Source organism: Pantoea sp. JGM49, from assembly GCF_018257655.1.
GTDB lineage: Bacteria > Pseudomonadota > Gammaproteobacteria > Enterobacterales > Enterobacteriaceae > Pantoea > Pantoea communis.
In genome coordinates, this window is sequence record NZ_JAERJM010000003.1 from 377533 (window position 1) to 402441 (window position 24909).

General features: G+C 55.4%; 19 protein-coding genes. 4 read left to right on the forward strand and 15 right to left on the reverse strand.

All coding sequences use genetic code 11. The features are described 5' to 3' along the window. Nucleotides 1-77: 77 nt before the first annotated feature. The 3 genes from ndk to JK231_RS07830 form a co-directional block, all read right to left on the reverse strand. Entirely contained in the window at nt 78-509 is a 432-nt protein-coding gene (gene ndk / locus JK231_RS07820; RefSeq protein ID WP_007884899.1) for a nucleoside-diphosphate kinase, read from the reverse strand. 169 nt (nt 510-678) lie between these two features. Then, the gene (pbpC, locus tag JK231_RS07825) at nt 679-2997 is read right to left on the reverse strand and encodes a peptidoglycan glycosyltransferase PbpC (protein WP_211728314.1); all 2319 of its coding nucleotides are present in this window, start codon (nt 2995-2997) and stop codon (nt 679-681) included. A gap of 6 nt (nt 2998-3003) precedes the next feature. Then, nucleotides 3004-7890, reverse strand: a complete 4887-nt coding sequence (locus JK231_RS07830) for an alpha-2-macroglobulin (protein ID WP_211728315.1) — start codon at nt 7888-7890, stop codon at nt 3004-3006. Between the two features lie 153 nt (nt 7891-8043). Between JK231_RS07830 and sseA the strand changes: the two genes are divergently transcribed. After that, complete coding sequence (gene sseA, locus JK231_RS07835; RefSeq protein WP_058959144.1) at nt 8044-8886, forward strand: 3-mercaptopyruvate sulfurtransferase; 843 nt, start codon at nt 8044-8046, stop codon at nt 8884-8886. A gap of 239 nt (nt 8887-9125) precedes the next feature. Here the strand turns inward: sseA and sseB are convergent, their stop codons facing one another. The 5 genes from sseB to trmJ all read right to left on the reverse strand — a co-directional run bounded on the left by sseB (nt 9126) and on the right by trmJ (nt 14118). Continuing rightward, nucleotides 9126-9893, reverse strand: a complete 768-nt coding sequence (gene sseB, locus JK231_RS07840; RefSeq protein WP_058959145.1) for an enhanced serine sensitivity protein SseB — start codon at nt 9891-9893, stop codon at nt 9126-9128. A gap of 240 nt (nt 9894-10133) precedes the next feature. Beyond that, entirely contained in the window at nt 10134-11420 is a 1287-nt protein-coding gene (pepB, locus tag JK231_RS07845) for an aminopeptidase PepB (protein ID WP_097118612.1), read from the reverse strand. A 62-nt stretch (nt 11421-11482) separates the two neighbouring features. Beyond that, a complete protein-coding gene (locus JK231_RS07850) occupies nt 11483-12652 on the reverse strand; it encodes an IscS subfamily cysteine desulfurase (RefSeq protein ID WP_211728316.1) in 1170 nt (389 codons plus the stop codon). An 89-nt stretch (nt 12653-12741) separates the two neighbouring features. Further along, nucleotides 12742-13239: a Fe-S cluster assembly transcriptional regulator IscR gene (iscR, locus tag JK231_RS07855; protein WP_034825654.1), complete on the reverse strand. Its 498-nt coding sequence runs from the start codon at nt 13237-13239 to the stop codon at nt 12742-12744. Nucleotides 13240-13374: 135 nt separating this feature from the next. Continuing rightward, nucleotides 13375-14118: a tRNA (cytosine(32)/uridine(32)-2'-O)-methyltransferase TrmJ gene (trmJ, locus tag JK231_RS07860; RefSeq protein ID WP_211728331.1), complete on the reverse strand. Its 744-nt coding sequence runs from the start codon at nt 14116-14118 to the stop codon at nt 13375-13377. A 121-nt stretch (nt 14119-14239) separates the two neighbouring features. On the opposite strand from trmJ, the gene suhB reads away from it, so the two are divergent. Next, nucleotides 14240-15043 (forward strand): inositol-1-monophosphatase, encoded by an 804-nt coding sequence (gene suhB, locus JK231_RS07865; protein WP_058959149.1) that lies wholly within the window; start codon nt 14240-14242, stop codon nt 15041-15043. Nucleotides 15044-15085: 42 nt separating this feature from the next. Here suhB and JK231_RS07870 read toward each other — a convergent pair whose 3' ends face one another. Together JK231_RS07870 and JK231_RS07875 are read right to left on the reverse strand one after the other, a co-directional pair. Continuing rightward, nucleotides 15086-16069, reverse strand: coding sequence for a nickel/cobalt transporter (locus JK231_RS07870; RefSeq protein WP_211728317.1), 984 nt, complete (start codon nt 16067-16069; stop codon nt 15086-15088). Next, nucleotides 16060-16686, reverse strand: a complete 627-nt coding sequence (locus JK231_RS07875; RefSeq protein WP_211728318.1) for a DUF1007 family protein — start codon at nt 16684-16686, stop codon at nt 16060-16062. The genes JK231_RS07870 and JK231_RS07875 overlap by 10 nt, the downstream gene beginning before the upstream one ends. 156 nt (nt 16687-16842) lie before the next feature. On the opposite strand from JK231_RS07875, the gene csiE reads away from it, so the two are divergent. Then, a complete protein-coding gene (csiE, locus tag JK231_RS07880) occupies nt 16843-18111 on the forward strand; it encodes a stationary phase inducible protein CsiE (RefSeq protein ID WP_045814928.1) in 1269 nt (422 codons plus the stop codon). Here csiE and JK231_RS07885 read toward each other — a convergent pair. Both JK231_RS07885 and glyA read right to left on the reverse strand, forming a co-directional pair. Continuing rightward, complete coding sequence (locus JK231_RS07885) at nt 18108-19244, reverse strand: 3-phenylpropionate MFS transporter (protein WP_058959200.1); 1137 nt, start codon at nt 19242-19244, stop codon at nt 18108-18110. The two genes, csiE and JK231_RS07885, sit on opposite strands and share 4 nt — an antisense overlap. A 286-nt stretch (nt 19245-19530) precedes the next feature. Next, entirely contained in the window at nt 19531-20784 is a 1254-nt protein-coding gene (glyA, locus tag JK231_RS07890; RefSeq protein ID WP_045814929.1) for a serine hydroxymethyltransferase, read from the reverse strand. A 338-nt stretch (nt 20785-21122) separates the two neighbouring features. On the opposite strand from glyA, the gene hmpA reads away from it, so the two are divergent. Continuing rightward, nucleotides 21123-22307 carry an NO-inducible flavohemoprotein gene (hmpA, locus tag JK231_RS07895; RefSeq protein WP_211728319.1) on the forward strand — a complete coding sequence of 395 codons (1185 nt, stop codon included), beginning with the start codon at nt 21123-21125 and terminating at the stop codon, nt 22305-22307. A gap of 49 nt (nt 22308-22356) precedes the next feature. Here the strand turns inward: hmpA and glnB are convergent, their stop codons facing one another. The 3 genes from glnB to qseG form a co-directional block, all read right to left on the reverse strand. Continuing rightward, nucleotides 22357-22695, reverse strand: a complete 339-nt coding sequence (glnB, locus tag JK231_RS07900; RefSeq protein ID WP_034825643.1) for a nitrogen regulatory protein P-II — start codon at nt 22693-22695, stop codon at nt 22357-22359. 205 nt (nt 22696-22900) lie between these two features. Beyond that, a complete protein-coding gene (gene glrR / locus JK231_RS07905) occupies nt 22901-24238 on the reverse strand; it encodes a two-component system response regulator GlrR (protein ID WP_211728320.1) in 1338 nt (445 codons plus the stop codon). Continuing rightward, on the reverse strand, nt 24235-24906 hold the full coding sequence (qseG, locus tag JK231_RS07910; RefSeq protein ID WP_097118614.1) for a two-component system QseEF-associated lipoprotein QseG: 672 nt from the start codon (nt 24904-24906) through the stop codon (nt 24235-24237). The genes glrR and qseG overlap by 4 nt, the downstream gene beginning before the upstream one ends. Between the last annotated feature and the right edge of the window lie 3 nt (nt 24907-24909).

Genomic DNA, 24909 nt, shown 5'->3' on the forward strand with positions numbered 1-24909 from the left:
CTGCATCATGCCAGGGGAACGACTTTACCGATGATGAAAAGGTGTAAAGTCGTTTATCCGCATTGGCAGCAACGCACTTAGCGAGTGCGTGGGCAGACTTCGTTCTCTGCGAAGAAGTATGCGATTTCGCGTGCAGCAGATTCAGCTGAGTCAGAACCGTGGGTTGCGTTCTCAGTGAAGCTGTCAGCGTAGTCAGCACGCAGAGTACCGGCCAGTGCGTTGTCTGGGTTGGTTGCACCCATCAGATCACGGTGACGCTGAACGGCGTTTTCGCCTTCCAGAACAGAAACAACTACTGGACCAGAAGTCATGAACTCAACCAGACCATCGAAGAATGGACGGCCTTTGTGCTCAGCGTAGAAGCCTTCAGCCTGCTCTTTGGTCAGGTGCAGCATTTTTGCGCCAACGATTTTGAAGCCTGCGCTTTCGAAACGGTTGTAGATAGCACCAATCACGTTCTTAGCGACGGCGTTTGGTTTAACGATAGAGAAAGTACGTTCGATTGCCATGATGACCTCTAGTTAGCATCCTGAAGAAACCGGGAATTCGCTCCCGGTAAGAAAACGCGCCGATTATAGGGACATCATCGGGCGTTGCCTATTGCCGATTGGTTGAATTATCGAAAATAATTGATTTTTGTCGGGGCGAACACGCGCAGAATCTGGCATGCGCGGATATCTAACCCCGAATAAATGAGACGGATGCCAGTTGGCCCGCCTCATCCATCACCACCAGTTGATACTGGCCCGGTTCGCTGAGCACCAGCGCCGCACTGTTTTGTTCTGCCTTCTGTTCCACCGGTTGCCCGTTCAAAAACCACCAGCGCTGCGCCCCCTTTCCGCCCTGAACGGCCACCGGCAGCACCAATACCACTTTGCCTGGCAGCGGCTGCACACGCTGCCCCTCAATTACGCCGGTGATCAAGAGCGGTGGCGCGCTGCCCTGATTTAAGGGTGGGCAGCGAGGATCAACAGGCGGCAGGCGCTGCTGGCGGCGTTCCGCCATCGGCAACCAGGGTTCCAGCGGCAGTGGCCACATCAAACGTTCGTGACTCTGCGCCTCGGGGCAATCGGCAGCCACGCGTAAGCCCTGCGGGTTTATCCAATAACGCTGACGTAAACCATTCACCCCTTCCTGACCGGGTGCCAACAGTGTCGGCGGCACGGTTTGATTCAGTATCCAGCTTTGGCGGCGCTGGCGGCAATTTTCGTCGCCCTGCGGCAAAGGTTGTCCTCCGGGCCAGCAAATACTCATGGCGCTGACGCTCTTCGGACGTGGATCGCGCGGTACGCCGTGCAGCGGCATATGCCCCGCCAGCAGGTTGTTAACCTGATTCATCACCGGTGCCGCAGAGGCAAAGCCAAACTGACCGGCAACCGGCGTGGCATCGGGCCTGCCAACCCACACGCCAATTAAATAGCGGGGCGTAATGCCAATCGTCCAGGCATCGCGATAGCCGTAACTGGTGCCGGTTTTCCAGGCCAGTGGTGCAATATCAGGAATGGCCGCGGATGGCAGCGCTTCGCCCGCCAGAATACGTCGCACAATCCAGGCTGCGCCCGGCGAAAGCAGTGGTCGCTCTTGTAATCGCTGATTGGGCAACCAGCGCAGCTGCGCGGCATTCCCCTGACGGGCAAAAGCGCTATAAGCCGCCACGATGTCATCGAGCCGCGCGCCCGTGCCGCCGAGCACCAGTGACAGATTCGGTTCGGATCCCGCCGGAAAGCGCAGGTTCAGACCGACATTGCGCAGGCGCGCCGCCACCGTTTTCGGGCCAAGCGCGTCCAGCAGTTGCACCGCTGGCAGGTTCAGTGAACGCTCCAGCGCCTCGCTGGCACTTACCGGACCGTGAAAACCGGAGTCAAAGTTTCCGGGGCGATAATCACCGAAACGGCGCGGCACATCCTGCAGCAGTGATTCACCGTGGATCAGGCCATCATCCAGCGCCATGCCATAAACAAAAGGTTTCAGCACCGATCCGGGCGATCGCACGCTGGAGATCATATCGACATGGCCAAAGCGACTGTCGTCATTGAATGACACCGAGCCAATATAGCCACGCACTTTCATATCCTGATGATCCACTACCAGCAGCGCCAGCGAGGTGCGTGGCGGCAACTGGGTTTTCATCGCTGACGCCAGACTCTCCAGTTCGCGCTGCAGCGACACATCGATGGTCGAGGTAATTTTGTTGTCGGGAGAGAGCGACAGCAGGCGGCGTGCCAGCAACGGTGCCATTTGCGGCGTTTGTCGCGGCGGCAACCAGATCGCTTCCTGTTTAATATCCGCCACATCCTGCGCCGACCACACCTGATATTCTGCCAGTCGATCCAGCACTTTATTGCGCGCCGCATCCGCACGTTGCGGCCAGCGGTCCGGGCGCAGACGGCTCGGGGCCTGTGGCAGCACGGCGAGCAACGCTGCTTCACCTTTGGTGAGCTGAGATGGCGGCTTACCCAGCCACATCCAACTTGCTGCGCCAATGCCTTCCACCGTGCCGCCAAACGGCGCACGATTAAGATAGAGTGTGAGAATGTCACGCTTGGATAAATGCCACTCCAGCTGTAGCGCTCGCCAGGCCTGAACCACCTTACCACGCAGCGTACGCGGTTGTGGGTCGATCAATCGCGCTACCTGCATCGTTAGCGTGCTGCCGCCTGACACAATGCCGTGATGCAGCAGGTTTTGCCCGATGGCACGCACAATCGCCATCGGATTGATGCCGGGATGGTGCCAGAACCAGCGATCTTCGTAAGTGAGCAGCGCCTGAATATAGTCGGGCGAGACCTCCTCCAGCGTCACCGGATAGCGCCAGACGCCTTGCTTGTCGGCAAAGCGCCACAGCGGCGTGCCATCCTCCGCGACCACCACGCGTGCAGGTTGCACTTCCTGCAGCGGCAGGGGATCGAGTCGATCCAGTAGCCATATACCGACGAGCATCAGCAGTAAAAAAAGCGGCAGCCAGCGCCACCGCTTCAGTGCATGACCTTTTTTCATTACCGCTTAGCGCACATTCAGTTTTTCCGGCGTGATGCCAATCGCGCGCCACTCCGGCACATACATTGATTCGACCTGCGGAGGCGGCAGACGATAGCTACCCGGCGTCACCGCGCGTGCCAGATACAGCAGCGTGGCTGGTGTGTAGCCATCCAGCGCCAGTGCCGCAACGAAGCGGTCATCACGGAACTCAATGTGTTTGATGTTGGCTTGCTGCATATCCATCATGCTCTCTTTCAGCGCATCGGCACTGTCGCCCAGACTGGCGCTGCTATCGCTCAGGTTCTGGTTTTCCAGTTCCAGTCCTGCAGGCAGTAAATCCACCACCAGCGCATCGCTCACCCGCTCGCTGGCCGTCACTTTCAACCGCACCACCAGCAATTCACCACTTTTCAGGTTGGTGAGGTCAGCTGGCTTACCGTCGAGGGTGAAATACTCGCGGGTGATCTTCAGCACGTTGCTGATTGGCGACGGTGCTGTTTGCGGATAACCCACCACATTGAGCGTGCCGTAAAGCGGCGAATTATTGTCGCTTTTCACCGACAAGCCCTGGCGTAGCTGATCTTCGCTGATGCCCATATTGAGCGTCTGATTGCTGCTCAGCGGCTCACTTCTGCCCTGCAATGTGGCTTGCCACTGTTCACCTTTGTGCTGCTGCAAGGTGCGAGCGGCGAGGAACAGCGCATTGTTTTCCTGGGTGGAGAACCAGCGCTGACCATGTACCGCTTTCGCCAGATCAATCAGTAATGGTCCCTGCATATCGGGCAGCAGTTGGTTTTCAGTGATGAGCGCAACAATCAGCGCGCGGTCACGCACCGGGCTGCCGTAATCACCCAACCAGCTGTTGGGTTTGCGCTCCAGCCCTATGCCCTGTGCCAGCGCCAACTGCGCACGCTGTTGATCGCCCATCAGTTTCAGCGCCACACCCAGTTGCACCAGCGCCAGACCTGATTTTGCCTGCTCACGCTTGTCGTACAGTGCACGCAATGCACCGAGCGGCGCCTGTTGCTGTCTTGCTAATACCAGCCCGGCGTAAGCTTGCACACTGAAACGCAATCCATCGGCATCGCTGCTCCAGCTGGTTTCTATTTGTGCCGGGTCCTGCAGATAGCGCAGCAAGCGTTCATCGGCGCGGCTGATCACCCCTTCCGGCACGCTGTAGCCCGCTTCACTGGCACGCAGCAGGAAATCGGTGACGTAAGCCGTCAACCAGAACTCCTCCTGACTCTCTTTGCTCCACAAGCCAAAGCTGCCATTACCACGCTGCATACCTGCCAGGCGTGCAATACCGGTGGCAATCGATGCCCGGCGTGCCTCATCGGTGCTGGTTTTAATACCCAGCGCATCCAGCTGCGCTTTGTTGGTGAACACCGACGGCCAGATGCCGCTGGCGGTCTGCTCAAGGCAGCCGTAAGGGTAGGCATACAGCTGGCTGATAAAGCTGGCGATATTCAGCGGCGGACGATTGCTGAGTGACAGCTGTCCGGTCAGCGTATCCTTTTGCAGGCCGCTAAAGGCACTCGCCACCACCTGCCAGCTCTGCCCGGTTTGCATCACATTATCAAAACTCAGGGTTTGGGCGGGATAAGCCGGGCGCACGCCGATGGTCCATTTGCGCTCGCTGGGCTCCAGCGTCTCACCCGGCAGACTCATGCCGGAGACGTTGAGCTGCACCGCCCCCTCACCAAAGGCTCCCTGGGCTTTAACCGGGATTTGCAAGGTCGTGCGCGCACCTTTCGCCAGTTGCACGCTGGAAGTGACAGTGCCGTTCAGGGCGATCAGACCCTGCGTTGTTACGTCGACTTTTAGCGTCTGCGGCTGATCGGTCAGGTTGGTAAGATCCAGCGCCAGCGTCGACTGGTCACCGCTGGCCATAAAGCGCGGCGTCGCCAGTTCACTGATGAGCGGCGCGGCCACCACCATTTTGCGCTCCGCTGAGCCGAAGCTCTCTGCGCTCCATACCTGCGCCATCAAGCGTAACTCGCCATTAAAGGCCGGAATCGGGAGATCGATGGTGCCTTCGCCGTTGGCATCCAGCGTGACTGGCTGCAGCTGTTGTGCGACGATCTGCACATCGGTGACCGGCTTTTTACCGCCTCGCGACAGCGCATCGGCATCATCGCCGTCACCACCAAAGCGCAGTGCCGCCAGCTTGCCACCGCCTTCGATGAGCTGACCATAGACATCATATTGATCGGCGTTGTAACGCTTACGGCCAAAGAACGCGTCCCATGGATTTGGCGTTTTGTAATCAGTGATGCTCAACACGCCGCTGTCCACCGCTGACAGCAAGACCTGAACCTGCTTAGGTAACTCGCCGCCTTCACGGCTGGCTTTCACCTTCACTTTGACTGTCTGCTCAGGGCGGATTTTTTCAGGCGCATCCATCGCCAGATTGAGACGTCGCGCTTCGGTCGCCATCGGCAAATGCAGCAGCCCTACTGACCTTTTCGGCGTGGTGCCGTTGGCTTTATCGCCGTCACGCACCACGATGGCGCTGAGATAGAGATCGTGACGCTTCCAGCTCTCATTAATCGGTACATCAATGGTCGTGCCACCGGCAGGAACGTCGAGCGGCTGCCACCACAGCGTTCCGCTGCTGGATTCCACCATCAGATACCCTTTACCGGCAGCCGGTGATTCCACCTGTACTTTAGCGGTATCACCCGGTTGGTAGGCGCTTTTATCAATTTTCAGTTTGACCTGATCGGGACGTAACGCACCGGTGCCATCAGTGTTGTCCTGCCACCAGTAGCCCGCATTGAAGCGCACGCTACTGACAATGTTCTCTCCCGCATGCACCTCCAGACGATAGGTGCCCCACTCCACCGGGAAGCTGATTTTCTGGCTGCCGCCCGCGGCAATAGTGATGCGCTGCTCGTCTTCCCGCAGATCTTTTTGGTCATAACGCGACTGCCAACCTTCGCTGTCTGAGAAGCTCCAGAAGTAGTCACGGCGTTCGTGAATCAGGCGCACATCCAGATCCTGCGCCGCCAGTTTCTCGCCTTGCGGATTGGCATAAACAACATCAAATTCCGCCAGGCCGTTTTCAGGTACAGTCGGCTCATCGCGGTAACGATCGGTGCGATAGTCATAAACTGACTCACTGTTAAACAGTGGACGGATACCCGGCAGTGCAGGCGCGGGCCAGATCGATTGAGTCGCGCGACGTGTCACCGGACGCCCACCGGTTTCCAGCAGGCTGGCTTGCAGTATCAGGTTGAGCGGCGAATGACTTTCTGCCCAGCTGCTTTCCACGTTGAGCTGCAGTTTGCCGCTCTCATCCAGCTTTTCATCAACGTCATCGAGACTGCGTTTCAGATCTTCAGTGATATCGCCAAATTGATAGCCTGGCAGCGCTACCACAGCTTCACGCGCCGGGCGCAGGAACAGTTGCCCCTGCAACTCATTACCCGCCGCTGGTGCGCCATACAGATAACGGCCCTCAACATCAAAGGTCACTGAGGCGTCCGGTGCCAGCGGCTGTTCGCTGTTGCTCAATGCCAGCGCCATACGTTCTGGCAGGAAATCTTCGACATGGAACGACCAGCTACGCGGCTGGTTATCACCGCTGTTGATGCGCAGCGTCCATTCACCGGTCATGGCTGAAGCTGGAAGAGCAAAGCGCTGCTGGTACACACCGTTCTCCGGCTGCCAGACAAAGGTCTGGGTGACTTCACCATTAGGCTGCACCACTTCGGCTTTGACCGGTTGTGGCGGCAACGGCTTGCCATCGGCATCACGCAGCAGCGCATTAACGATCACCGTTTCACCGGGGCGATAGAGATCGCGCGGGCCGAACAGGAAGAACTGCTTGTCATAACCCTGCGGACCATCAATCGGGAATTCGGCGAGATCCAACGCCGGACGATTGAGATCGATCAGAGAGGTTTGCCCTTTCTGCGTTGCCAGCAGCAACTTGCCTTTGGCGTTGGCGGGCAGGCGCAGATGGCCATTGCTGTCACTGGTGCCACTCGCCAGCTGTTGGCCTTTCTCGTCCAGCAGTTGCACATTGACGTCATCTAGCGGTGCGCCATTGGCGAGGCTTTGCGTAAAGAGTTCCAGTTGATCCGGGAAGCTATGCAGCGATAAACCAATGTCACTGAGCGTAAACAGGGTTGCTGGCTGTGTGTAATTGTAGGTTCCGGCCTGTTTCATCACCGCCAGATAAACACCGGGCTGCTTGAGCGCATCCACATCGCTGAGCGGCAGCTGCATCTTCTCACGCGTGTTGCGGGCCGGATTGAGATCAAAACGTCCACTGTAGACCAGATCGGCATTTTTCAGTAAATCGCGTGATTCCCAGTACGACAGGTTATTACCGTAATTCCACAGGGCGAGAAAATCGGCCAGTACGGCGCTTTTCACCCGGAAGAAATCGACATCAATGTTGTTCACATTGAGTGCCAGCACCGGTAATCCCTGCGTCAGGCGCAGCGGCAGCAGTGATCCCCGGCTGGCGAAACCCACCATCGGCTGGATATCGCGGGTAGTCAGCGTCTGGCTGAAAGGGCTGGATAAGGTACTGCCATCGGCGGCCTTGAGGCCGGCATCGACGGTCACTGTTAATTTGCGCGACGGTTCAGGATGGCGGAAGCGTAGCGCCTTGCCATTTTGCGCCAGTTCCCAGCCGCCATCGACCTTACCGCTTTTCTCATCGCTGATATGGACCCGCGCGTTCAAGTCCTGTTTGCTATCGATGGCAGTATTGAAACTCAGCACCAGTGCTGATGCGCCATCCAGTTGCAGCTCGGAAAGGTCGATCACCGAGATCGTTTTCGCCGCATTTTGCACCACAGGCGTATCCTCAGCCTGCGCAGGCAGCAAAGCGCCGCCCAATAGTGTTCCGCCGATCAGCACGCTGAGCAGCAGTCGATTAACGCGTTTTGCCATGGTAAGTCCCTCACCAGCCCCAAAGGTTAAAATAGTGTGCTGCGCAATTTCACATCAACCTACTCACTTTAGCAACGATACCCTTGAGATAGCGTTCACATTCCCGGACACTGGTCCTTTCCGTTTTCTGATGATTGAGAAGAGGTTGTTGCGATGACAGCTCCCCTGTTTGTCTCTGCCGATTGGTTAAAAGAGCATTACACCGATGAAACGTTGCAGGTATTAGATGCGCGCATGTTGCCGCCAGGTCAGGAAGCGGTGCGTGATATCCAGGCGGAATATCTGGCAGGGCATTTGCCCGATGCGCCTTATTTCAATATCGAAGCTTTGTCCGATCACACCAGCGCTTACCCGCATATGATGCCGCGCCCGGAAGCTTTTGCCGTGGCGATGCGCGAACTGGGTGTTAATCAGGATAAACACCTGGTGGTGTATGACGAGGGCAACCTGTTCTCTGCACCCCGCGCATGGTGGATGTTGCGCGCCTTTGGCTGCGTCAATGTGTCGATTCTGGCGGGCGGTTTGCAGGGCTGGAAAGCGGCAGGCTTTGATGTCGCTTCAGGCCCAGTTAACCTGCCGGAAGGCGAGTTCGAAGCTCATTACGATCAGGGGCTGGTGAAACGCCTGACCGATGTGTTGTTGATCAGCCATGAAGGCGGCGCGCAGATCGTTGATGCCCGAGCGGCTAACCGCTTTAACGCAGAAGTGGATGAACCGCGTCCGGGCCTGCTGCGCGGGCACATCCCGAATAGCTTGAATATGCCGTGGAACAATCTTGTGGCGAACGGCGAGCTGAAACCGGCGGCTGAACTGCGCGATTTGTTTGAAAAAGCCGGCATTAAATTGGATCAGCCCATTATCGCCAGCTGCGGTTCGGGTGTAACGGCGGTGGTGGTGATTCTGGCACTAACCTCGCTGGGCGTGCGTGACGTCACCCTGTATGACGGATCCTGGGGCGAATGGGGTAGCCGCGACGATTTACCGATTGAGAAATAAAGTTTAGCTAGCCGATTAAACTGCTGAGCATGGCAATGAAGGGGGTTGCAGAACAAACTTCTGAGCCTGCTAATGATGATTTGACTACCGCGCAATAAATTGCGCCGCTACCCGATAAGTGCGATCTGTAGCGGCGCGATCAGATAAGTGCGATCCGTAGCGGCGCGATTTATCGCGCGTATCTTAAGCCGGACAATGGCTGTCAGATGCGCAATAAATTGCACCGCAGCTAGCGATGTTTAGATAATCCGCTGACTGCCTTTGAAGTCGCGCAGGAAACTCCCCCAGCGACGTTCATAAAATGGCGTGATGTGCGCGGTAAAGAAGTGGCTGACGCCTTTCTCGTCGACCACCACTTCGCAGATATCAATCGGTGCGTCATCCGCCAGCGTATCGGTTGCCACGCTGCCTGCCGCCTGAATAATCTCATCGATATTGCTATCGGCTTCGATACCGATCAGTAGATTCGGCTCTTCCATAGCATTCTCACGAATGCTGGCGATGTAAGCACGACGCACCTGTTTATATTTAGCAAACAGCTGCGTCAGAGAATCAATCATCTGCGCGGGCGGTTCAGCCACTTCCGACAGAAGCAGGGCATGGCCGCCTTCCAACACCGTTTGCTGACTCAGCGCACTGCCCTCTTCACCGATCAGATGGGCGATTTCACCTGGCGAAAACTCTTTACCCGCCGGTAATTTGGGATTGAGGAACAAGCTCTCACCCAGGGTCATTTCAAACAGCGTGCGCGCGGGCAGGCGCAGATAAGGCTGCTCTTCTTTAATTGCTTCGCCCATCGCCTCTTCTGAGGTGAAGAACGGGATAACGCTGCCGCCACCCTCTTTTTCCCAATGCAGCAATTCCACGGGCGAAGTGGCATCAAACTGCTCTGCAGGACTTTCACCTGGCACCCAAATGTCAGATTCCAGCAGCAGTTGAAAGAATTCCGGACGGTGCGCAGGCTCAGTGGCGGCCAGCTTTAGCACCTCTTCAAGACGATTGCTCATTTATCAAGTTCCAAAAAAACGGCAAGCTCATGCATGAGGTTTGCCGCTTAAGCGCTGTTCGGTCGCCATCAATGACGACCCTACACAATACTGATGAAGGATGCACATCAACGACGACCTGACGTAGGTTACACATCAATGGCGACCAGACGAAAGGTGCATGCACATCAATGGCGGCCTGACGTGGGTTACACATCTTTCTGCGACCTGACTTAGGGTTCGCATTGATGCGCGCCGGTTTTACTTCAGCAGCAGATTGGCAATAGTGCGCACACCCAGACCGGTGGCACCCGCTGACCACTGATCCACCGCGCTTTTACGGTAAGTGGCAGAACAGTCAATGTGCAGCCAACCCTGCTGATAGTTGCTAACGAAGTAAGAGAGGAACGCCGCCGCGCTGCTGGCGCCTGCTGCATGCGCAGGGCTGGCAATGTTGTTCAAATCGGCAAAGTTTGACGGCAGATGGCTGCGATGGAACTCCGCCAGCGGCAGACGCCAGAAGGCTTCGTTTTCACCAGTTGCACTGCCCAGCAGAGATTCCGCCAGTACATCGTCAAAGGTAAACAGGGCGTGATAATCGTTGCCCAGCGCCGTTTTCGCGGCACCGGTCAGGGTCGCGGCATCGATCAGCAGTTCAGGATTTTGCTCGCTGGCATCAATCAGGCCATCAGCCAGCACCAGGCGCCCTTCCGCATCGGTGTTCATCACTTCCACGGTTTTACCGTTACGATAGCGGATGATGTCGCCGAGACGGAACGCGTTACCGCTCACCATGTTGTCAGCACAGCACAGGAACAGCTTCACACGTTTGGTCAGGCCACGCGCAATCGCCAGCGCCAGCGCGCCAGTTACCGTTGCCGCACCGCCCATATCGGATTTCATCGAATCCATAAACGCGCTCTGCTTCAGGCTGTAACCACCGGTATCAAAGGTGATGCCTTTTCCGACCAGACAAGCGTATACCGGCGCATTTTCATCGCCGGTGGGGTTGAAGTCGAGCGCCAGCAGCACAGGTGCGCGAGTTGAACCACGGCCCACGGTGTGAATACCGGCATAACCCTGCTCACGCAGATCTTCGCCTTTGGTGATGCGATAGCTCACTGCGTCACCGCCCACTTCGCTGATCAGATCGATCGCGCTGTGCGCCAGTTGTTCCGGACTCAGATCTTCCGCTGGAAGGTTAATGGTGTCGCGCACCCAGTCAACGATCTTCAGACGACGATCAAATTCAGTTTGATCGTTTTCGCTTAATGCTGGCCACTCTACCTGGCGCTTGCCTTTCGGGCTGCGATAGCCTTGCCAGAATGCCCAGCACTTCTCTAAATCCCACTCTTCGCCGCTCAGGGCAACGTGGCGAATCCCCTGACCGTCCAGCTTACGCCCCGCGCGCTGGATGCTCATCAGCGCATCGGCGCCAGTCAGGTGAAGGGTCATGCCACTTTCAGTGCTGCTCAGCAGTGCTTTTTCACCCCAGCGCGCATCGGCGGCCTGGGAGCTGAGCGTAATTGTCATCGGTTGTGTTGTCATCGCGTGGCTCCGTTTGCGTTAGGTGTCACCTTACGCCAGAACCGGCGCAAGGGGTGCATGAATTAGCGGGACGTGGCGGGCGTTAATGCCCGTAAACGGCTTACCGCTTTATTGACCAGCTCAATGGCATAGTCAATTTCCTCTTCGGTAGTGAAGCGTCCCAGCGAGAAGCGCAGCGAGCTGTGTGCCAGCTCCTGCTCAACGCCCATGGCGCGCAGTACATAAGAGGGTTCGAGACTGGCCGAGGTACAGGCAGAACCGGACGACAGCGCCAGATCTTTCAGCGCCATAATCAGTGATTCGCCATCGACCTGAGCAAAACTGAGGTTGAGGATATTCGGTGCGCCCTGCTCCAGCGAACCGTTAATATTCACATTCTCTAACTGGCTGATGCCGTGCCACAGACGTTGGCGCATGGCTGCGAGACGCGCCATTTCACTGCTCATCTCTTCACGTGCAACGCGATACGCTTCGCCCATGCCCACGATTTGATGCACCGGCAAGGTTCCGGATCGCATACCGCGTTCATGACCGCCGCCGTGCATCTGCGCATCGATCTGTAATTTAGGTTTACGACGCACCCACAGCGCACCAATGCCTTTCGGACCGTAGATTTTATGCGCTGAAAACGACATCAGATCCACCGGCAGTGCCGCAACATCAATCGGCAATTTGCCGACGCTTTGGGTGGCATCAACATGAAACAGGATGTCACGCGCGCGGCACAAGGCTCCGAGCGCGGCGATATCCTGAATCACGCCGGTTTCGTTGTTCACATGCATCAGGGAAACCAGCACCGTGTCATCGCGCAGTGCGGCTTCCAGCATCGCAGGCGTGACAATGCCATCGCTGCCGGGTTGCAGATAGATGACGTCGAAGCCTTCACGCTCCAGTTGCTGGCAGCTATCGAGCACTGCTTTGTGCTCAGTTTGACTGGTAATAATGTGTTTGCCGCGCGCCTGATGGAATTGAGCCGCGCCTTTAATGGCGAGGTTATCAGCTTCGGTGGCACCGGAAGTAAAAACGATTTCACGCGGATCGGCATTGACCAGCTCTGCAATCTGATTGCGCGCCACATCAACGGCTTCTTCTGCCTGCCAGCCAAAACGGTGAGAACGGGAAGCGGGGTTACCGAAGGTGCCATCCAAAGTAAGAAACTGCATCATTTTGGTGGCGACACGCGGATCGGCAGGCGTTGTCGCTGCGTAATCCAGGTAGATCGGTAATTTCATTGCGCTAAAACTCCGTATAAAAAATCATACGTCTTTATAGCACGATTCAGCCCCGGCTGTGTGAACAGCAAGGGCTGAAGGGGAGCGGATTAAGCACGCAGATTAACGTTGATGGTTTCCTGCATACGATGCTGCTGGAAGCGGCGAGTGTCGTTCATGTTCTGACGATCTGCCACATCCAGGATTTCCTGGTTGTTTACCAGTTCAGCCAGCGTGATGTTGTTGAGGAATTCGCTGATGCGTTCGCTCAGGTCACGCCACAGGACGTGAGTCAGGCAGCGCTCGCCACCCTGGCAGCCTTCTTTGCCCTGGCACTTGGTGGCATCAACAGATTCGTCAACCGCCGTGATCACCGCGCCAACGGCAATCGCGCCAGCATCTTTACCTAACAGATAACCGCCACCTGGACCACGAACGCTGGCCACTAAACCGTGCTTACGCAGACGTGAGAATAACTGCTCCAGATAGGAGAGCGAAATGCCCTGACGCTCAGAAATGTCAGCCAGCGGCACCGGGCCCTCGTTTGAGTGCAGTGCAACGTCCAGCATAGCGGTTACGGCATAACGTCCTTTGGATGTCAGTCTCATAGCATACAACCTCGTAAGCGTCCGTCCGGGTATCGGCGGGCTATCTGATGAATTGACGCCAGTCTGCCATTCCTGAGTAAAACGGTCAACTATTTAACCAAGTAATTTACTCAACTATTTAACCAACTGTTTTACTCAACTATTACCCTTATTACCTTTAGGCTTTTGGAACGAAGCCAGCATACCCCGCAGGATATTGAGTTCATCACGTTCCGGACGCGCGCGGGTGTAGAGACGGCGCAGTTTGCTCATCACCTGACTCGGGGTGCCTTCGCGGATAAAGCCGCTCTCCAGCATCATCTTCTCAATGTGTTGATAGAAGCGCTCCAGATCGTCCACCAAAGGATAAGGGGATTCTTCTTCTTGCGGTTGTGGGCTGGCTTTCTCCTGCGCATCCAGCCATGCCATACGCACTTCGTAAGCAATGATCTGCACTGCCATCGCCAGGTTTAGCGAGCTGTATTCCGGATTTGCCTGAATGGCGACGTGATAGTGGCACTTCTGCAACTCTTCGTTGGTCAGGCCCACACGTTCACGACCAAACACCAGTGCAACCGGTGCCTGCTGGCCCTCTTCCACGCTTTTGATACCGCATTCACGCGAATCCAGCATCGGCCAGGGCAGCGATCGGGAACGCGCGCTGGTGCCGACAACCAGGCTACAGCCCGCAATCGCTTCGTCCAGCGTATCCACGATTTTTGCATCGCCAATTACATCGCTGGCGCTGGCGGCAAGAGAGATGGCCTGCGAGTCAGGTTTGACCAGCGGGTTGACCAGATAAAGATTGGTTAAGCCCATGGTTTTCATGGCGCGAGCAACAGAGCCCATGTTGCCAGTGTGCGAGGTTTCAACCAGTACGATTCGGATATTTTGCAGCATAATAGTGAGCGGTGAGAAAATGATGGCGCGTAGCCTAGCATAAAAGCAGGACATTTGCTGAACACCCTGATATACTCCGCGCCGTTTTCACCCGTTCTTTAACATCCAGCGAGAGATACCGATGCATCCGATGCTCAACATCGCCGTGCGCGCAGCGCGCAAGGCCGGAAATTTAATTGCCAAGAATTATGAAACCCCGGACGCTGTCGAAGCCAGCCAGAAAGGCAGCAACGACTTCGTTACCAATGTTGACCGTGACGCAGAACGTCTGATTATCGAAGTGATTCGTAAATCCTACCCGCAACACTCCATCATCACCGAAGAAAGCGGTGAACTGGCGGGCGATGATCAGGACATTCAATGGGTAATCGATCCGCTGGATGGCACCACCAACTTCATCAAACGTTTACCACATTTCTCTGTATCTATCGCTGTGCGCATCAAAGGCCGCACCGAAGTGGCTGTGGTCTACGATCCAATGCGCAACGAACTGTTCACCGCTGTACGCGGTCAGGGCGCACAGCTCAATGGTTATCGTCTGCGTGGCAGCACCGCGCGTGACCTGGATGGCACCATCCTGGCAACCGGCTTCCCGTTCAAGCTGAAACAGCACGCAACCCCTTACATCAACATCGTGGGCAAACTGTTCACTCAATGTGCTGACTTCCGTCGCACCGGTTCTGCTGCGCTGGATCTGGCTTACGTGGCCGCTGGCCGCGTGGACGGTTTCTTTGAGATCGGTCTGAAGCCATGGGATTTCGCTGCGGGTGAACTGCTGGTACGTGAAGCGGGCGGCCTGGTGACAGACTTCACCGGCAACCATGGCTACATGATGTCAGGTAACATCGTTGCAGGTAACCCACGCGTTGTGAAAGCCATGCTGGCGACCATGCGTGAAGAACTGAGCGAAGCGCTGAAGCGCTAAGCACCAAAAAGGCGGATATCATATCCGCCTTTTTTTACGCCGTTAAAACGGTCGTAACCCGCTACTCATCATCGGCTGTGCGCTTTGCCACAGTAACCACCCTGCCAGTACCAGCAGAATCCCACCTGCTAATCCTAATGCCTGCATAATGATTTTCGCCCCGTGCGACATTGCACTGTTTGCCCCTAGCTTTTCAGCTAATCGCCGCGATCGTTGAACTAATAAGCCCATTGCGGAGACCGTGACCGCCGTACCGATGGCCATGGCCACCGCCGAGGCCACACCCCACGCATAAACACCAATCACCTTAGAAAACAGCAGCATCATGATGGCGCCAGAACAGGGACGCATGCCCATGGAGAACACTACCAGCGCCTGGGTTTTCCCGCTCACCGCGCGATCCATCTGTTCAGCACTCGGCAGATGCGCATGACCGCATCCGCAGTGTTCATCATGCTGGTGATGTGGGCGAATGGCGTGAATCTGAATCTTCGCCGACGCGGGACGTAATAGCGGAAGTAATGTACGCAGCGCACGCCAGCCGACCCACACGCCCAACGCCATCACCAGCAGATAACTGCCCTTCTCCAGCCAGTAACTGCCGAGATGCATTTGCCGCGATGAGGTTTGCAATACCACCAGCATCACTGTGACCAAACCAATCGCCACACCGCCTTGTAACAGTGCGGCCAGTAGCGTCAGTTTCATGCTGGTTTTCAGCTTCGCGGGATGCGTCGCCAGGAAGGTGCTGATCACCACTTTGCCGTGCCCTGGGCCCAGCGCGTGCAGCACACCATAAGCCAGGCTAAAAAGCATTAAAGTCACGCCCGCCTGCTGAGGCTGGTCAGCGACTTGTTGCAGGAGTTGGGTCATTTCGCGATTGAGGACTTTCTGCCACAACACGCTTTGCAGCAAAATTTGCGACCAGTGCTGCCACAGGGTATATCCGGCAGCAAGCATCACCATGGCCAGCAACCAAAGCGGCCACAGTCTGCGTGAACGAGAAGGCAGAGAAATCAATGACATGTCAGGGTTACCGTTTGCGCGAATTGCTGACCAAGATCCATGTCTTCCGGCGGCGCATCGGCTTTATCCAGCGACAGCGCATATTGCTTGAGCGAGTCATCCGGTTTGGGGGTGTGTAAGTCTATCTGGCAGTGTGCTTTTACGCCGTCGTCCATGGTTAATGCCTGTGGGTTATCGTAATACATATCAACAAAGTAGCTCGGATCGAAGGTCTGAATACGATACTGTTTCGCACTCAGCGACTGGGGTTCGCCAAACGGCACAATAAACTCCAGCACTGCTTTGTTGCCGTTGCGCGACAAATTGTACTCTTTGGGCAAATTCAGGAACTTCACCCGCGTTTTGTCCTGCCATACCTCTGAGAAGTAATGTTGCCCCAACACGTTCGCCATCACCTGCGCCGCCAGCTTTTTCCATACCACGTCACCGGGTTTCGCTTTGCCGGCATCGTAAAGCAGATCGGCTGAAGTAATTTCATCCATGGTCCACACCATTTTCATGCCTGTCAGGTGATCGTTTTCGCTGACAAACTCGTTTTTCATATCGATAAAGCTGTGCGGATGAGACCAGGCTGCAGCGCTGAACAACAGCGTAAAAGGAATGAATGCAATTTTCATGTGTTATAAAGTAACAATTCTCAAGTGAAGATTATACTGGTCCAGAAAAACTGTGACCCGCCTAAAAGCTCTGAGCAAAAGTCACGACAAAGTGCAGGGTTACCGCGTGGAGTTAGCTATTCTTAACTCAAAAATGACCCGCGGATAATACTATTGATGAGTTCTGCACCTTCATCTGCACCACTCTTCAGCCGTGCCCAGCGTCGTTGTCATCTGCTATTGCTACTGTTTCTGCCTGCTCCCGCGCTAACGCTTGAAAAGCTCTGCCAGTTAAATGGTGTTGATCCTGCCGTTGCCCGACAGGATATCGCGGATGTCGGTGATGAGATACAGCGCTTCCATCAACTGGAGTTACACCAGATGGTGGATGGCAGCTTCCGCATACACGGGACGGAACTGGACAGGCGGCTCTGCCTGCTCCATTGGCTGCGACGCGCGCTGCGCCTGTCGCAGGATTTCGTCTGCGAACATTTTGCTCCCGTGCTGCGTCAGCGCCTGAAAGTCCTCAATATCGAAAAGGCGCTGTGGGATGAAACCAATCTGCAGGCGTTAATTCAACATTGCAGTCTGCGACTAAGCCGCGATTTCACGCCGCGCGATCGCCTGTTCCTGCAAATCTTTATGAAGTACGCGCTTTGCCAACGGCAAAATGCACTGTTTAATGAAAAACAGCGGGCATGGCTGGCAGCAAAAACCGAGCGTGCTGCCGCAGATGATGTGATTCACCACTGGCAGAAACGCTGCCATTTAGCGCCGGACGTTAGCGAAACCGACTTCTGGACGCTGCTGTTCAGTTTGATTCATGCGCCGGATGGGAATCAGCTTGAAGACCACCAGGCACAGCAGCTCATGCTGGCCGTAGAAGCGTTAATCGCCCGTTTTGAACAGCTGGCGCAGACACGCGTCAAAAATCAGCACGAGCTGAAATTGCAATTATTCACGCATCTGGCGCAAGCGCTGGATCGCAGTCACTTTGCCATTGGGATTGATAACAGTGTGGCATTGGACGTGGCACGTCTTTATCCACGTTTACTGCGCACCACCGAACGCGCGCTGTATCACTTTAGCAGTGATTTCGGCACGGAATTTAGCGCGGAGGAAGTGAGTCTGGTGGCAGTGTTGTTCGGTGCCTGGCTGATGCAGGATAGCGCACTGCAGGAGAAGCAGGTACTCCTGTTGACCGGCGCGGATGCGGCAATGGAACAATTACTGGAGCAGCAAATCCGCGAGATAACGCTGCTGCCAATCAACATCACTTATCAGGATATGCTGCACTTTCAACGAGAAGGTGCACCGCGTGACGTGGCGCTGGTGATAACACCCTACGCCACATCGTTACCGTTGTTTTCACCGCCGCTGATCCACGCCGAGCTGCCGCTGAGCTACCATCAGCAGCAACGCATTCGTCAACTGCTGGAAGCTTAAGCGGCGCGCGGACGAAGGAACAATGCAGGAAGCGCCACCAGTGCCATCACCCAGAACAGATGTCCCTGTAAATGGGTAAACAGCACACCGCTGATCATCGTCATCACGGCAATCCCGCCGCCCATCGCCAGTGCAGAGTAAAGCGACTGCAATCGAATCACCTCGGCCCCTTTGCGCGCGGCAATAAAGCGCATCGCTGCCAAATGGCATACGGTGAAGCTGCCACAATGCAAAATCTGAGCAGCAATGAGCAGCGGCAGCGCGGTGCTGGATCCCAGCATCACCCAGCGCACTAACGCACAGCAGCAAGAAAGCAGCAGCAAGTCGCGGGCACTCCAGCGACGGAACAGACGATTGCTCAGCGCGAAGATGACGATTTCCGCCACCACGCCCAACGACCATAGATAGCCAATCACCGATGCGGAATAACCTGCTTCCTGCCACCAGATAGCACTGAAGCTGTAATAAGCTGCATGTGCCCCCTGCATTAGCGTCACGCATAACATAAAGCGCCAGACCGCGTTCTCCCGTAGCATATCGCGCCACGCCGTCCAACCGCCGCTTGCCCCCTGCCGCACATCACCTTGTGGCCGGGTTTTGGGTACTAACATCATGCCGCTAAGCATGGCCAGCAAGCCCACACTCAGCAGTGCCAGAATCGCCTGTGATGACCAGGCACTCACCAGCATCCCCGTCAGCGCAGAGCTAATCACAAACGCCAGCGAACCCCATAGCCGCACCGGGCCATAAGCCAGACCAATTTGCTGCGTCCAGGTCGCTGCCAGCGCATCGCTGAGCGGCACCAACGGCGAGAAAAACAGGTTGAAGCCCACCATGACCAGTAACAGCCATAACCATTGGCCGCCAAACCAGAAACCTAACGCAAAAAGGCACGTCATCAATGCCAGCAGCCGCAACGCCAGAATCAGCTGAGAAGGGTTTTTAACCTGCGAGGCGATCAGCAGGCTACCGACAAATCGCGCCACCATGCCGCAACCGAGCAGTAAGCCGATTTTTTCAGCATCCAGGCCTATGCCTTTGAGCCAGACGCTCCAGAAAGGTAAGTAGATGCCGTAACAGAAGAAGTAGGTGAAGTAGCTGAGTCCCAGCCATCTGGCCGATCCGATGGTCATTTTGCCTCCCACAGGCATGTCAGCTGCGCCCGCAGCCCATTGGGCCGCTACTTTGTCAGAGGCTTGAACAAAAGTGAAATGAAAGGTCGGGGAATCGCTTTTTCTGCGACAGGCTTCGTATCGGAAATCGTACCTCAGACGCCGTAATAACAAGGTCTGCGTGAACGCTTCATGTGCGGTGTGTGCGGTGTGTGCGGTGTGTGTTGACTCTATACAGCATGGGTCGCGTGCATAAAAAAAGGATGGCAAGCGCCATCCTCTTTAATCACATCAGCATGGTGCCAAATCAGGCATACACAGGCAGACGCGCACAGATATCGAGTACCTTCTGCTTGGTGCGCTCGATGGTCGCTTCGTCGTTGATGTTGTCCAGCACGTCAGCGATCCAGCCAGCCAGCTCACGCACGTCTGCTTCTTTGAAGCCACGGCGTGTCACTGCAGGCGTACCGATACGCACACCGGAGGTCACGAATGGGCTCTTCGGATCGTTAGGTACACTGTTTTTGTTCACAGTGATGTTAGCACGGCCCAGCGCGGCATCCGCTTCTTTACCGGTCAGGTTTTTGCTCACCAGATCGATCAGGAACAGGTGGTTATAAGTACCGCCTGAAACGATGTTGTAGCCACGCTCCAAAAGAACTTCAACCATTGCTTTGGCGTTTTTAGCCACTTGCTGCTGGTAAGATTTGAACTCTGGCTCCATTGCTTCTTTGAACGCCACCGCTTTACCCGCGATCACGTGCATCAATGGACCCCCCTGACCACCCGGAAACACCGCAGAGTTCAGTTTTTTGTACAGATCTTCGTCGCCGTTTTTCGCCAGAATCAGGCCACCACGTGGACCCGCGAGGGTTTTGTGGGTGGTTGAAGTCACGATGTGTGCATGCGGAACCGGGTTCGGGTAGACATCAGCGGCGATCAGACCGGCAACGTGCGCCATGTCAACGAACAGGTAAGCGCCCACGCTATCAGCGATTTCGCGCATTTTTGCCCAGTCGCACACGCCAGAGTATGCAGAGAAGCCACCGACGATCATTTTTGGCTTATGCGTTTTAGCCAGTTCAGCCAGTTCGTCGTAGTTGATTTTGCCGGTTTCGTCGATGCCGTAAGGGATGACGTTATACAGCTTGCCTGACAGGTTCACTGGTGAACCGTGCGTCAGGTGACCACCGTGCGCCAGGTTCATACCGAGGATGGTGTCGCCCGGCTGCAACAGCGCAGTATAAACCGCGAAGTTGGCCTGTGAGCCAGAGTGCGGCTGTACGTTGGCAAAGTCTGCGCCAAACAGCGCTTTCGCGCGATCGATTGCCAGCTGCTCAACGATATCAACGTATTCACATCCGCCGTAGTAGCGTTTGCCCGGATATCCTTCGGCATATTTGTTGGTGAGCTGTGAACCTTGCGCCTGCATAACGCGTGGGCTGGTGTAGTTTTCAGAAGCAATCAGTTCGATGTGCTCTTCCTGACGCACCTTCTCTTGCTCCATAGCCTGCCACAACTCGGCATCATAATCGGCAATGTTCATATCACGCTTTAACATCCGGCATCTCCTGACTAGCTAACTTTTTTAACGGCAGTTTAGGCCCCGGCAAGGGGCGAAGGCCAACAGTGTAAACGGTTTTGACAGGTGACGGTAGCGCCAATCCCCTCTTTTTACGCAAACGATTGGCACGGCGCTGGAACGGGTTTTTTACGCCTTTTTGCAATCCTGTAAATCACGATATTTGCTCACGCTGGAGAGGAATATTTTTCAGGTTTGTGGGCCAGCTTCCAGCTTCAGCACCTAACCCGCAATCAAAACAGGGGATTTACAGGCTAGATGAACGATCATAAGATGTATTTAAAATACATGTTTAAATTCACTGTGAGGCATTCACCATGCTTGATGCGCAAACTATCGCTACCGTAAAGTCTTCCCTGCCCGCTATTGCTCAGCTTGGCCCGCAACTCACTGGCCACTTCTACCAACGTTTGTTAACGGCACATCCGGAACTGAAAAACGTCTTCAACATGATTAATCAGCGCAGTGGCAATCAGCGTGAGGCGCTGTTTAATGCCATTGTCGCGTACGGCAGCAACCTGGAGAACCTGGCGGTGCTGCTGCCGGCGGTAGAGAAAATTGCACAGAAGCACACCAGCCTGAATATTCAGCCCGCGCAATATGCGGTAGTCGGTGAAACGTTGCTGGCCACCATCGAAGAGTTACTCAATCCCGGCGATGACGTCTTACAGGCGTGGGGCAAAGCTTACGGGGTGCTGGCGGATGTGTTTATCCAGCGTGAAGAGGCGATTTATTGCGCCTCAGAAGAGAAAGTCGGCGGCTGGCGTGGCGCGCGTGACTTCCGTATTCGCACCATCAACACTGAAAGCTCAGTAATTAAAAGTTTTGAGCTGGTACCTAACGATGGTCAGCCCGTCGCCGATTTCCTGCCCGGACAATATCTGGCTGTTAGTCTGCGACCTGAAGGAAGCGAAAATATCCAGCATCGCCAGTATTCACTCACCCATCTACCTAACGGTAAATCCTATCGTATCGCAGTGAAGCGCGAGGAACACGGCAGCGTTTCCGGTTGGCTGCACATCCATGCGAAGGTCGGTGATATTGTGCAATGTGCTGCACCGGCGGGTGATTTCTATTTGCAAACAAAGGGAACCGCGCCGATCACGCTGATTTCTGCCGGTGTGGGTCAAACTCCGATGCTGGCAATGTTAGCCAGCCTGGCTGAGCAGCAGTATGCGGGCGCGGTTAACTGGCTACATGCGGCCGAATGTGGTGCACAGCATGCTTTCGCGGATGAAGTGCAAGCCACAGGTGTTCGCCTGCCACATTTCACCAGCCATATCTGGTATCGCGAGCCGGAAAGCGTGGACAGTGGCCGTTTTGATGCGCAGGGATTCATGGACCTCGCAGGCATCTCCAGCCAATTGAATCAGGCCGACCGCCAGTTCTGGCTCTGCGGCCCTCTGCCATTTATGCAGTTTGTCGCGCGGCAGCTGGTCGATGCCGGTATCAGTGCCGATCGTATCCATTATGAAGTTTTTGGCCCGCACAAAGTGCTGTAAATAAAAAAGCCTGCATCATGCAGGCTTTTTAACAGGCTAACGAAGTGGCTTAGATCGCCTCTTCGTCCTCTTCACCGGTACGGATTCGCACCACGCGCGCCACGTCGAACACAAAGATTTTGCCGTCGCCAATTTTGCCGGTCTGCGCGGTATTCATAATGGCTTCAACGCAGGTGTCGACGATGTCATCACCGACCACCATTTCGATTTTCACTTTTGGCAGAAAATCGACCATGTACTCCGCGCCACGATACAGCTCAGTGTGGCCTTTCTGGCGACCAAAGCCCTTCACTTCACTGACCGTCATCCCGGTGATGCCCACTTCAGCCAACGCTTCGCGCACATCATCGAGTTTGAATGGTTTAATAATTGCATCGATCTTTTTCATGACAGATCCTTTTTTCACTCCCTCCATGATGGACGGATAACAAGTAGTATATACCCGTCCTGCTTCAAGTTGCAGAGGGGTTGGCGGCTCTCTTTTCCCCAAATCGCTTGAAGAAGTAAGCTCATCGGGATGCTTTCGTTTGCCGTCTGACTGCAACTCAAATTATTTGGGGTAGTCAATGGATGAATCAATATGCCGCAGCAAGCTAATCTTTAAATTCACTGGCGTCCAGCTCATGGCGTGACAGCAGCTTATAGAATTCTGTACGGTTACGTCCAGCCAGACGCGCAGCGTTAGTGACATTTCCTTTGGTCATTTGCAGCAATTTGCGCAGATAGTTGAGCTCAAATTGATTACGTGCCTCAACAAAAGTCGGCAGCGCCGTATTTTCACCCGCTAACGCCTGCTCAACCAGCGCATCCCCGATCACGGGTGACGTGCTCAGCGCGACACACTGCTCAATCACGTTGACCAGCTGCCGCACGTTGCCAGGCCAACTGGCCCCCACTAAACGTTTCATCGCATCCACAGAGAAGCTGCGCACGAAGGGTTTATGACGTTCGGCCGATTGGCGCAAGAGATGGTTCGCCAACAGCGGAATATCCTCTGCACGTTCATGTAGTGCGGGAATCTTCAGATTCACCACATTGAGGCGATAGTAGAGATCCTCGCGGAAACTCTTTTTCTCCATCGCTTTGGGCAGATCGCGATGGGTGGCCGAGATGATGCGCACGTTGATATCGACATCCCGATTACTGCCCAGCGGACGCACTTTTCGCTCCTGCAAGACGCGCAAGAGTTTGACCTGCAACGCCTGTGGCATATCACCAATTTCATCAAGAAACAGCGTGCCACCCTCCGCCGCCTGAAACAGCCCTTCACGCGCACTCACGGCACCGGTGAAAGCCCCTTTGGCGTGACCAAACAGCTCAGACTCCAGCAGTTGCTCCGGTAGCGCACCACAGTTAATGGCAATAAACGGCTTGTTTGCACGCGGGCTGGCGGCGTGAATCGCCTGAGCCAGCACTTCTTTTCCGGTACCGCTCTGGCCATTGATTAACACGCTGACGTCGGATTGCGCCACCATGTGCGCTTGATCCAGCAAACGCAGCATCAGTGGATTGCGCGTCACTACCGCTTCACGCCAGGTATCATCACTGATGGGCGCGCGCTGTGCTAACGCTTCATCAATGGCTTTATACAGCGCGTCACGATCCACCGGTTTCGTCAGGAAACTGAATACGCCCTGCTGCGTGGCAGAAACCGCTTCGGGGATCGAGCCGTGCGCCGTAAGAATGATCACCGGCAAACCCGCATGGCGTTTCTGGATTTCGCCAAATAACGCCAGTCCGTCCATTTCATCCATACGCAGATCGCTGATCACCAGATCAACTTTCTCTTTCTGCAACTGGCGCAGCGCATCCGGACCACTTGCGGCGGTGGTCACCTGATAGCCTTCACTGCTTAAGCGCATGCCAAGCAGTTTAAGCAGGCCGGGATCGTCATCCACCAGCAGTAAACGTGCAGACTGTTTCATGGTCACTGATCCTCACTTTGTGCATCACTGGCACCGTGCGATGTATCGCTGCTGTCCGCCGGTTTACGGGACGACAGCTGGCGTTCGATGTCAGTTAAGCGCTCAAGCTTACGCTGAGTCTCCTCCAGTGATTGACGCAGTTTGGTTTGCTGCTGGCGCAGGCTATCCAGCTCAGTATCGTGGCTTTGCTGGAGTGCAGCATAGCGGCTGCGTTCACCGCTTAACGCCAGCTGCGCCGCCTGATTACTACGCCACAACATTAATAACGGACGCACGGAGGCTGGATAGGAAGCGCTGTAGCCGTCTAGCGTATCGACGAACTGACGGCGCTCAAAGGGCGTCACATTGCCATTTGCCAGCAGAATGCCTTGTTTAAAAGCACGCGACCAGCCTTGTACTGGCCAGCGCCGTGCCTCAGCACGCGCTTCCGCTGGGGATAAACGCTCACCACAGTCGATAGCACGCTGCCAGTAGAGGGGGTTGCTCATGGCTGTTGGCGTTTCAATCTTCCACACGTTTTGACAATCGGTCGCCAGATAATCAGGCAGCCGCACTTCTGGCTCAGGAAGATTGGTGCCATCGTGTAACGCGCTGCCCGTGGACGGTGTCTGGCAGGCACTCAAGCCAAATGCCACCAACGCGCAGCTAAAAAGTTTAATCAGGGTGTGTTTCATTAA

Bases quoted from the DNA above. Each gene is read 5' to 3' on its own strand.
- csiE (WP_045814928.1), top strand. From the start codon at position 16,843: ATGAGTTCTGCACCTTCATCTGCACCACTCTTCAGCCGTGCCCAGCGT.
- suhB (WP_058959149.1), top strand. From the start codon at position 14,240: ATGCATCCGATGCTCAACATCGCCGTGCGCGCAGCGCGCAAGGCCGGA.
- JK231_RS07870 (WP_211728317.1), bottom strand. From the start codon at position 16,069: ATGTCATTGATTTCTCTGCCTTCTCGTTCACGCAGACTGTGGCCGCTT.
- sseA (WP_058959144.1), top strand. From the start codon at position 8,044: ATGACAGCTCCCCTGTTTGTCTCTGCCGATTGGTTAAAAGAGCATTAC.
- qseG (WP_097118614.1), bottom strand. From the start codon at position 24,906: ATGAAACACACCCTGATTAAACTTTTTAGCTGCGCGTTGGTGGCATTT.
- hmpA (WP_211728319.1), top strand. From the start codon at position 21,123: ATGCTTGATGCGCAAACTATCGCTACCGTAAAGTCTTCCCTGCCCGCT.
- JK231_RS07885 (WP_058959200.1), bottom strand. From the start codon at position 19,244: ATGACCATCGGATCGGCCAGATGGCTGGGACTCAGCTACTTCACCTAC.
- iscR (WP_034825654.1), bottom strand. From the start codon at position 13,239: ATGAGACTGACATCCAAAGGACGTTATGCCGTAACCGCTATGCTGGAC.
- pepB (WP_097118612.1), bottom strand. From the start codon at position 11,420: ATGACAACACAACCGATGACAATTACGCTCAGCTCCCAGGCCGCCGAT.
- pbpC (WP_211728314.1), bottom strand. From the start codon at position 2,997: ATGAAAAAAGGTCATGCACTGAAGCGGTGGCGCTGGCTGCCGCTTTTT.
- JK231_RS07850 (WP_211728316.1), bottom strand. From the start codon at position 12,652: ATGAAATTACCGATCTACCTGGATTACGCAGCGACAACGCCTGCCGAT.
- glnB (WP_034825643.1), bottom strand. From the start codon at position 22,695: ATGAAAAAGATCGATGCAATTATTAAACCATTCAAACTCGATGATGTG.
- glyA (WP_045814929.1), bottom strand. From the start codon at position 20,784: ATGTTAAAGCGTGATATGAACATTGCCGATTATGATGCCGAGTTGTGG.
- sseB (WP_058959145.1), bottom strand. From the start codon at position 9,893: ATGAGCAATCGTCTTGAAGAGGTGCTAAAGCTGGCCGCCACTGAGCCT.
- trmJ (WP_211728331.1), bottom strand. From the start codon at position 14,118: ATGCTGCAAAATATCCGAATCGTACTGGTTGAAACCTCGCACACTGGC.
- JK231_RS07830 (WP_211728315.1), bottom strand. From the start codon at position 7,890: ATGGCAAAACGCGTTAATCGACTGCTGCTCAGCGTGCTGATCGGCGGA.
- ndk (WP_007884899.1), bottom strand. From the start codon at position 509: ATGGCAATCGAACGTACTTTCTCTATCGTTAAACCAAACGCCGTCGCT.
- JK231_RS07875 (WP_211728318.1), bottom strand. From the start codon at position 16,686: ATGAAAATTGCATTCATTCCTTTTACGCTGTTGTTCAGCGCTGCAGCC.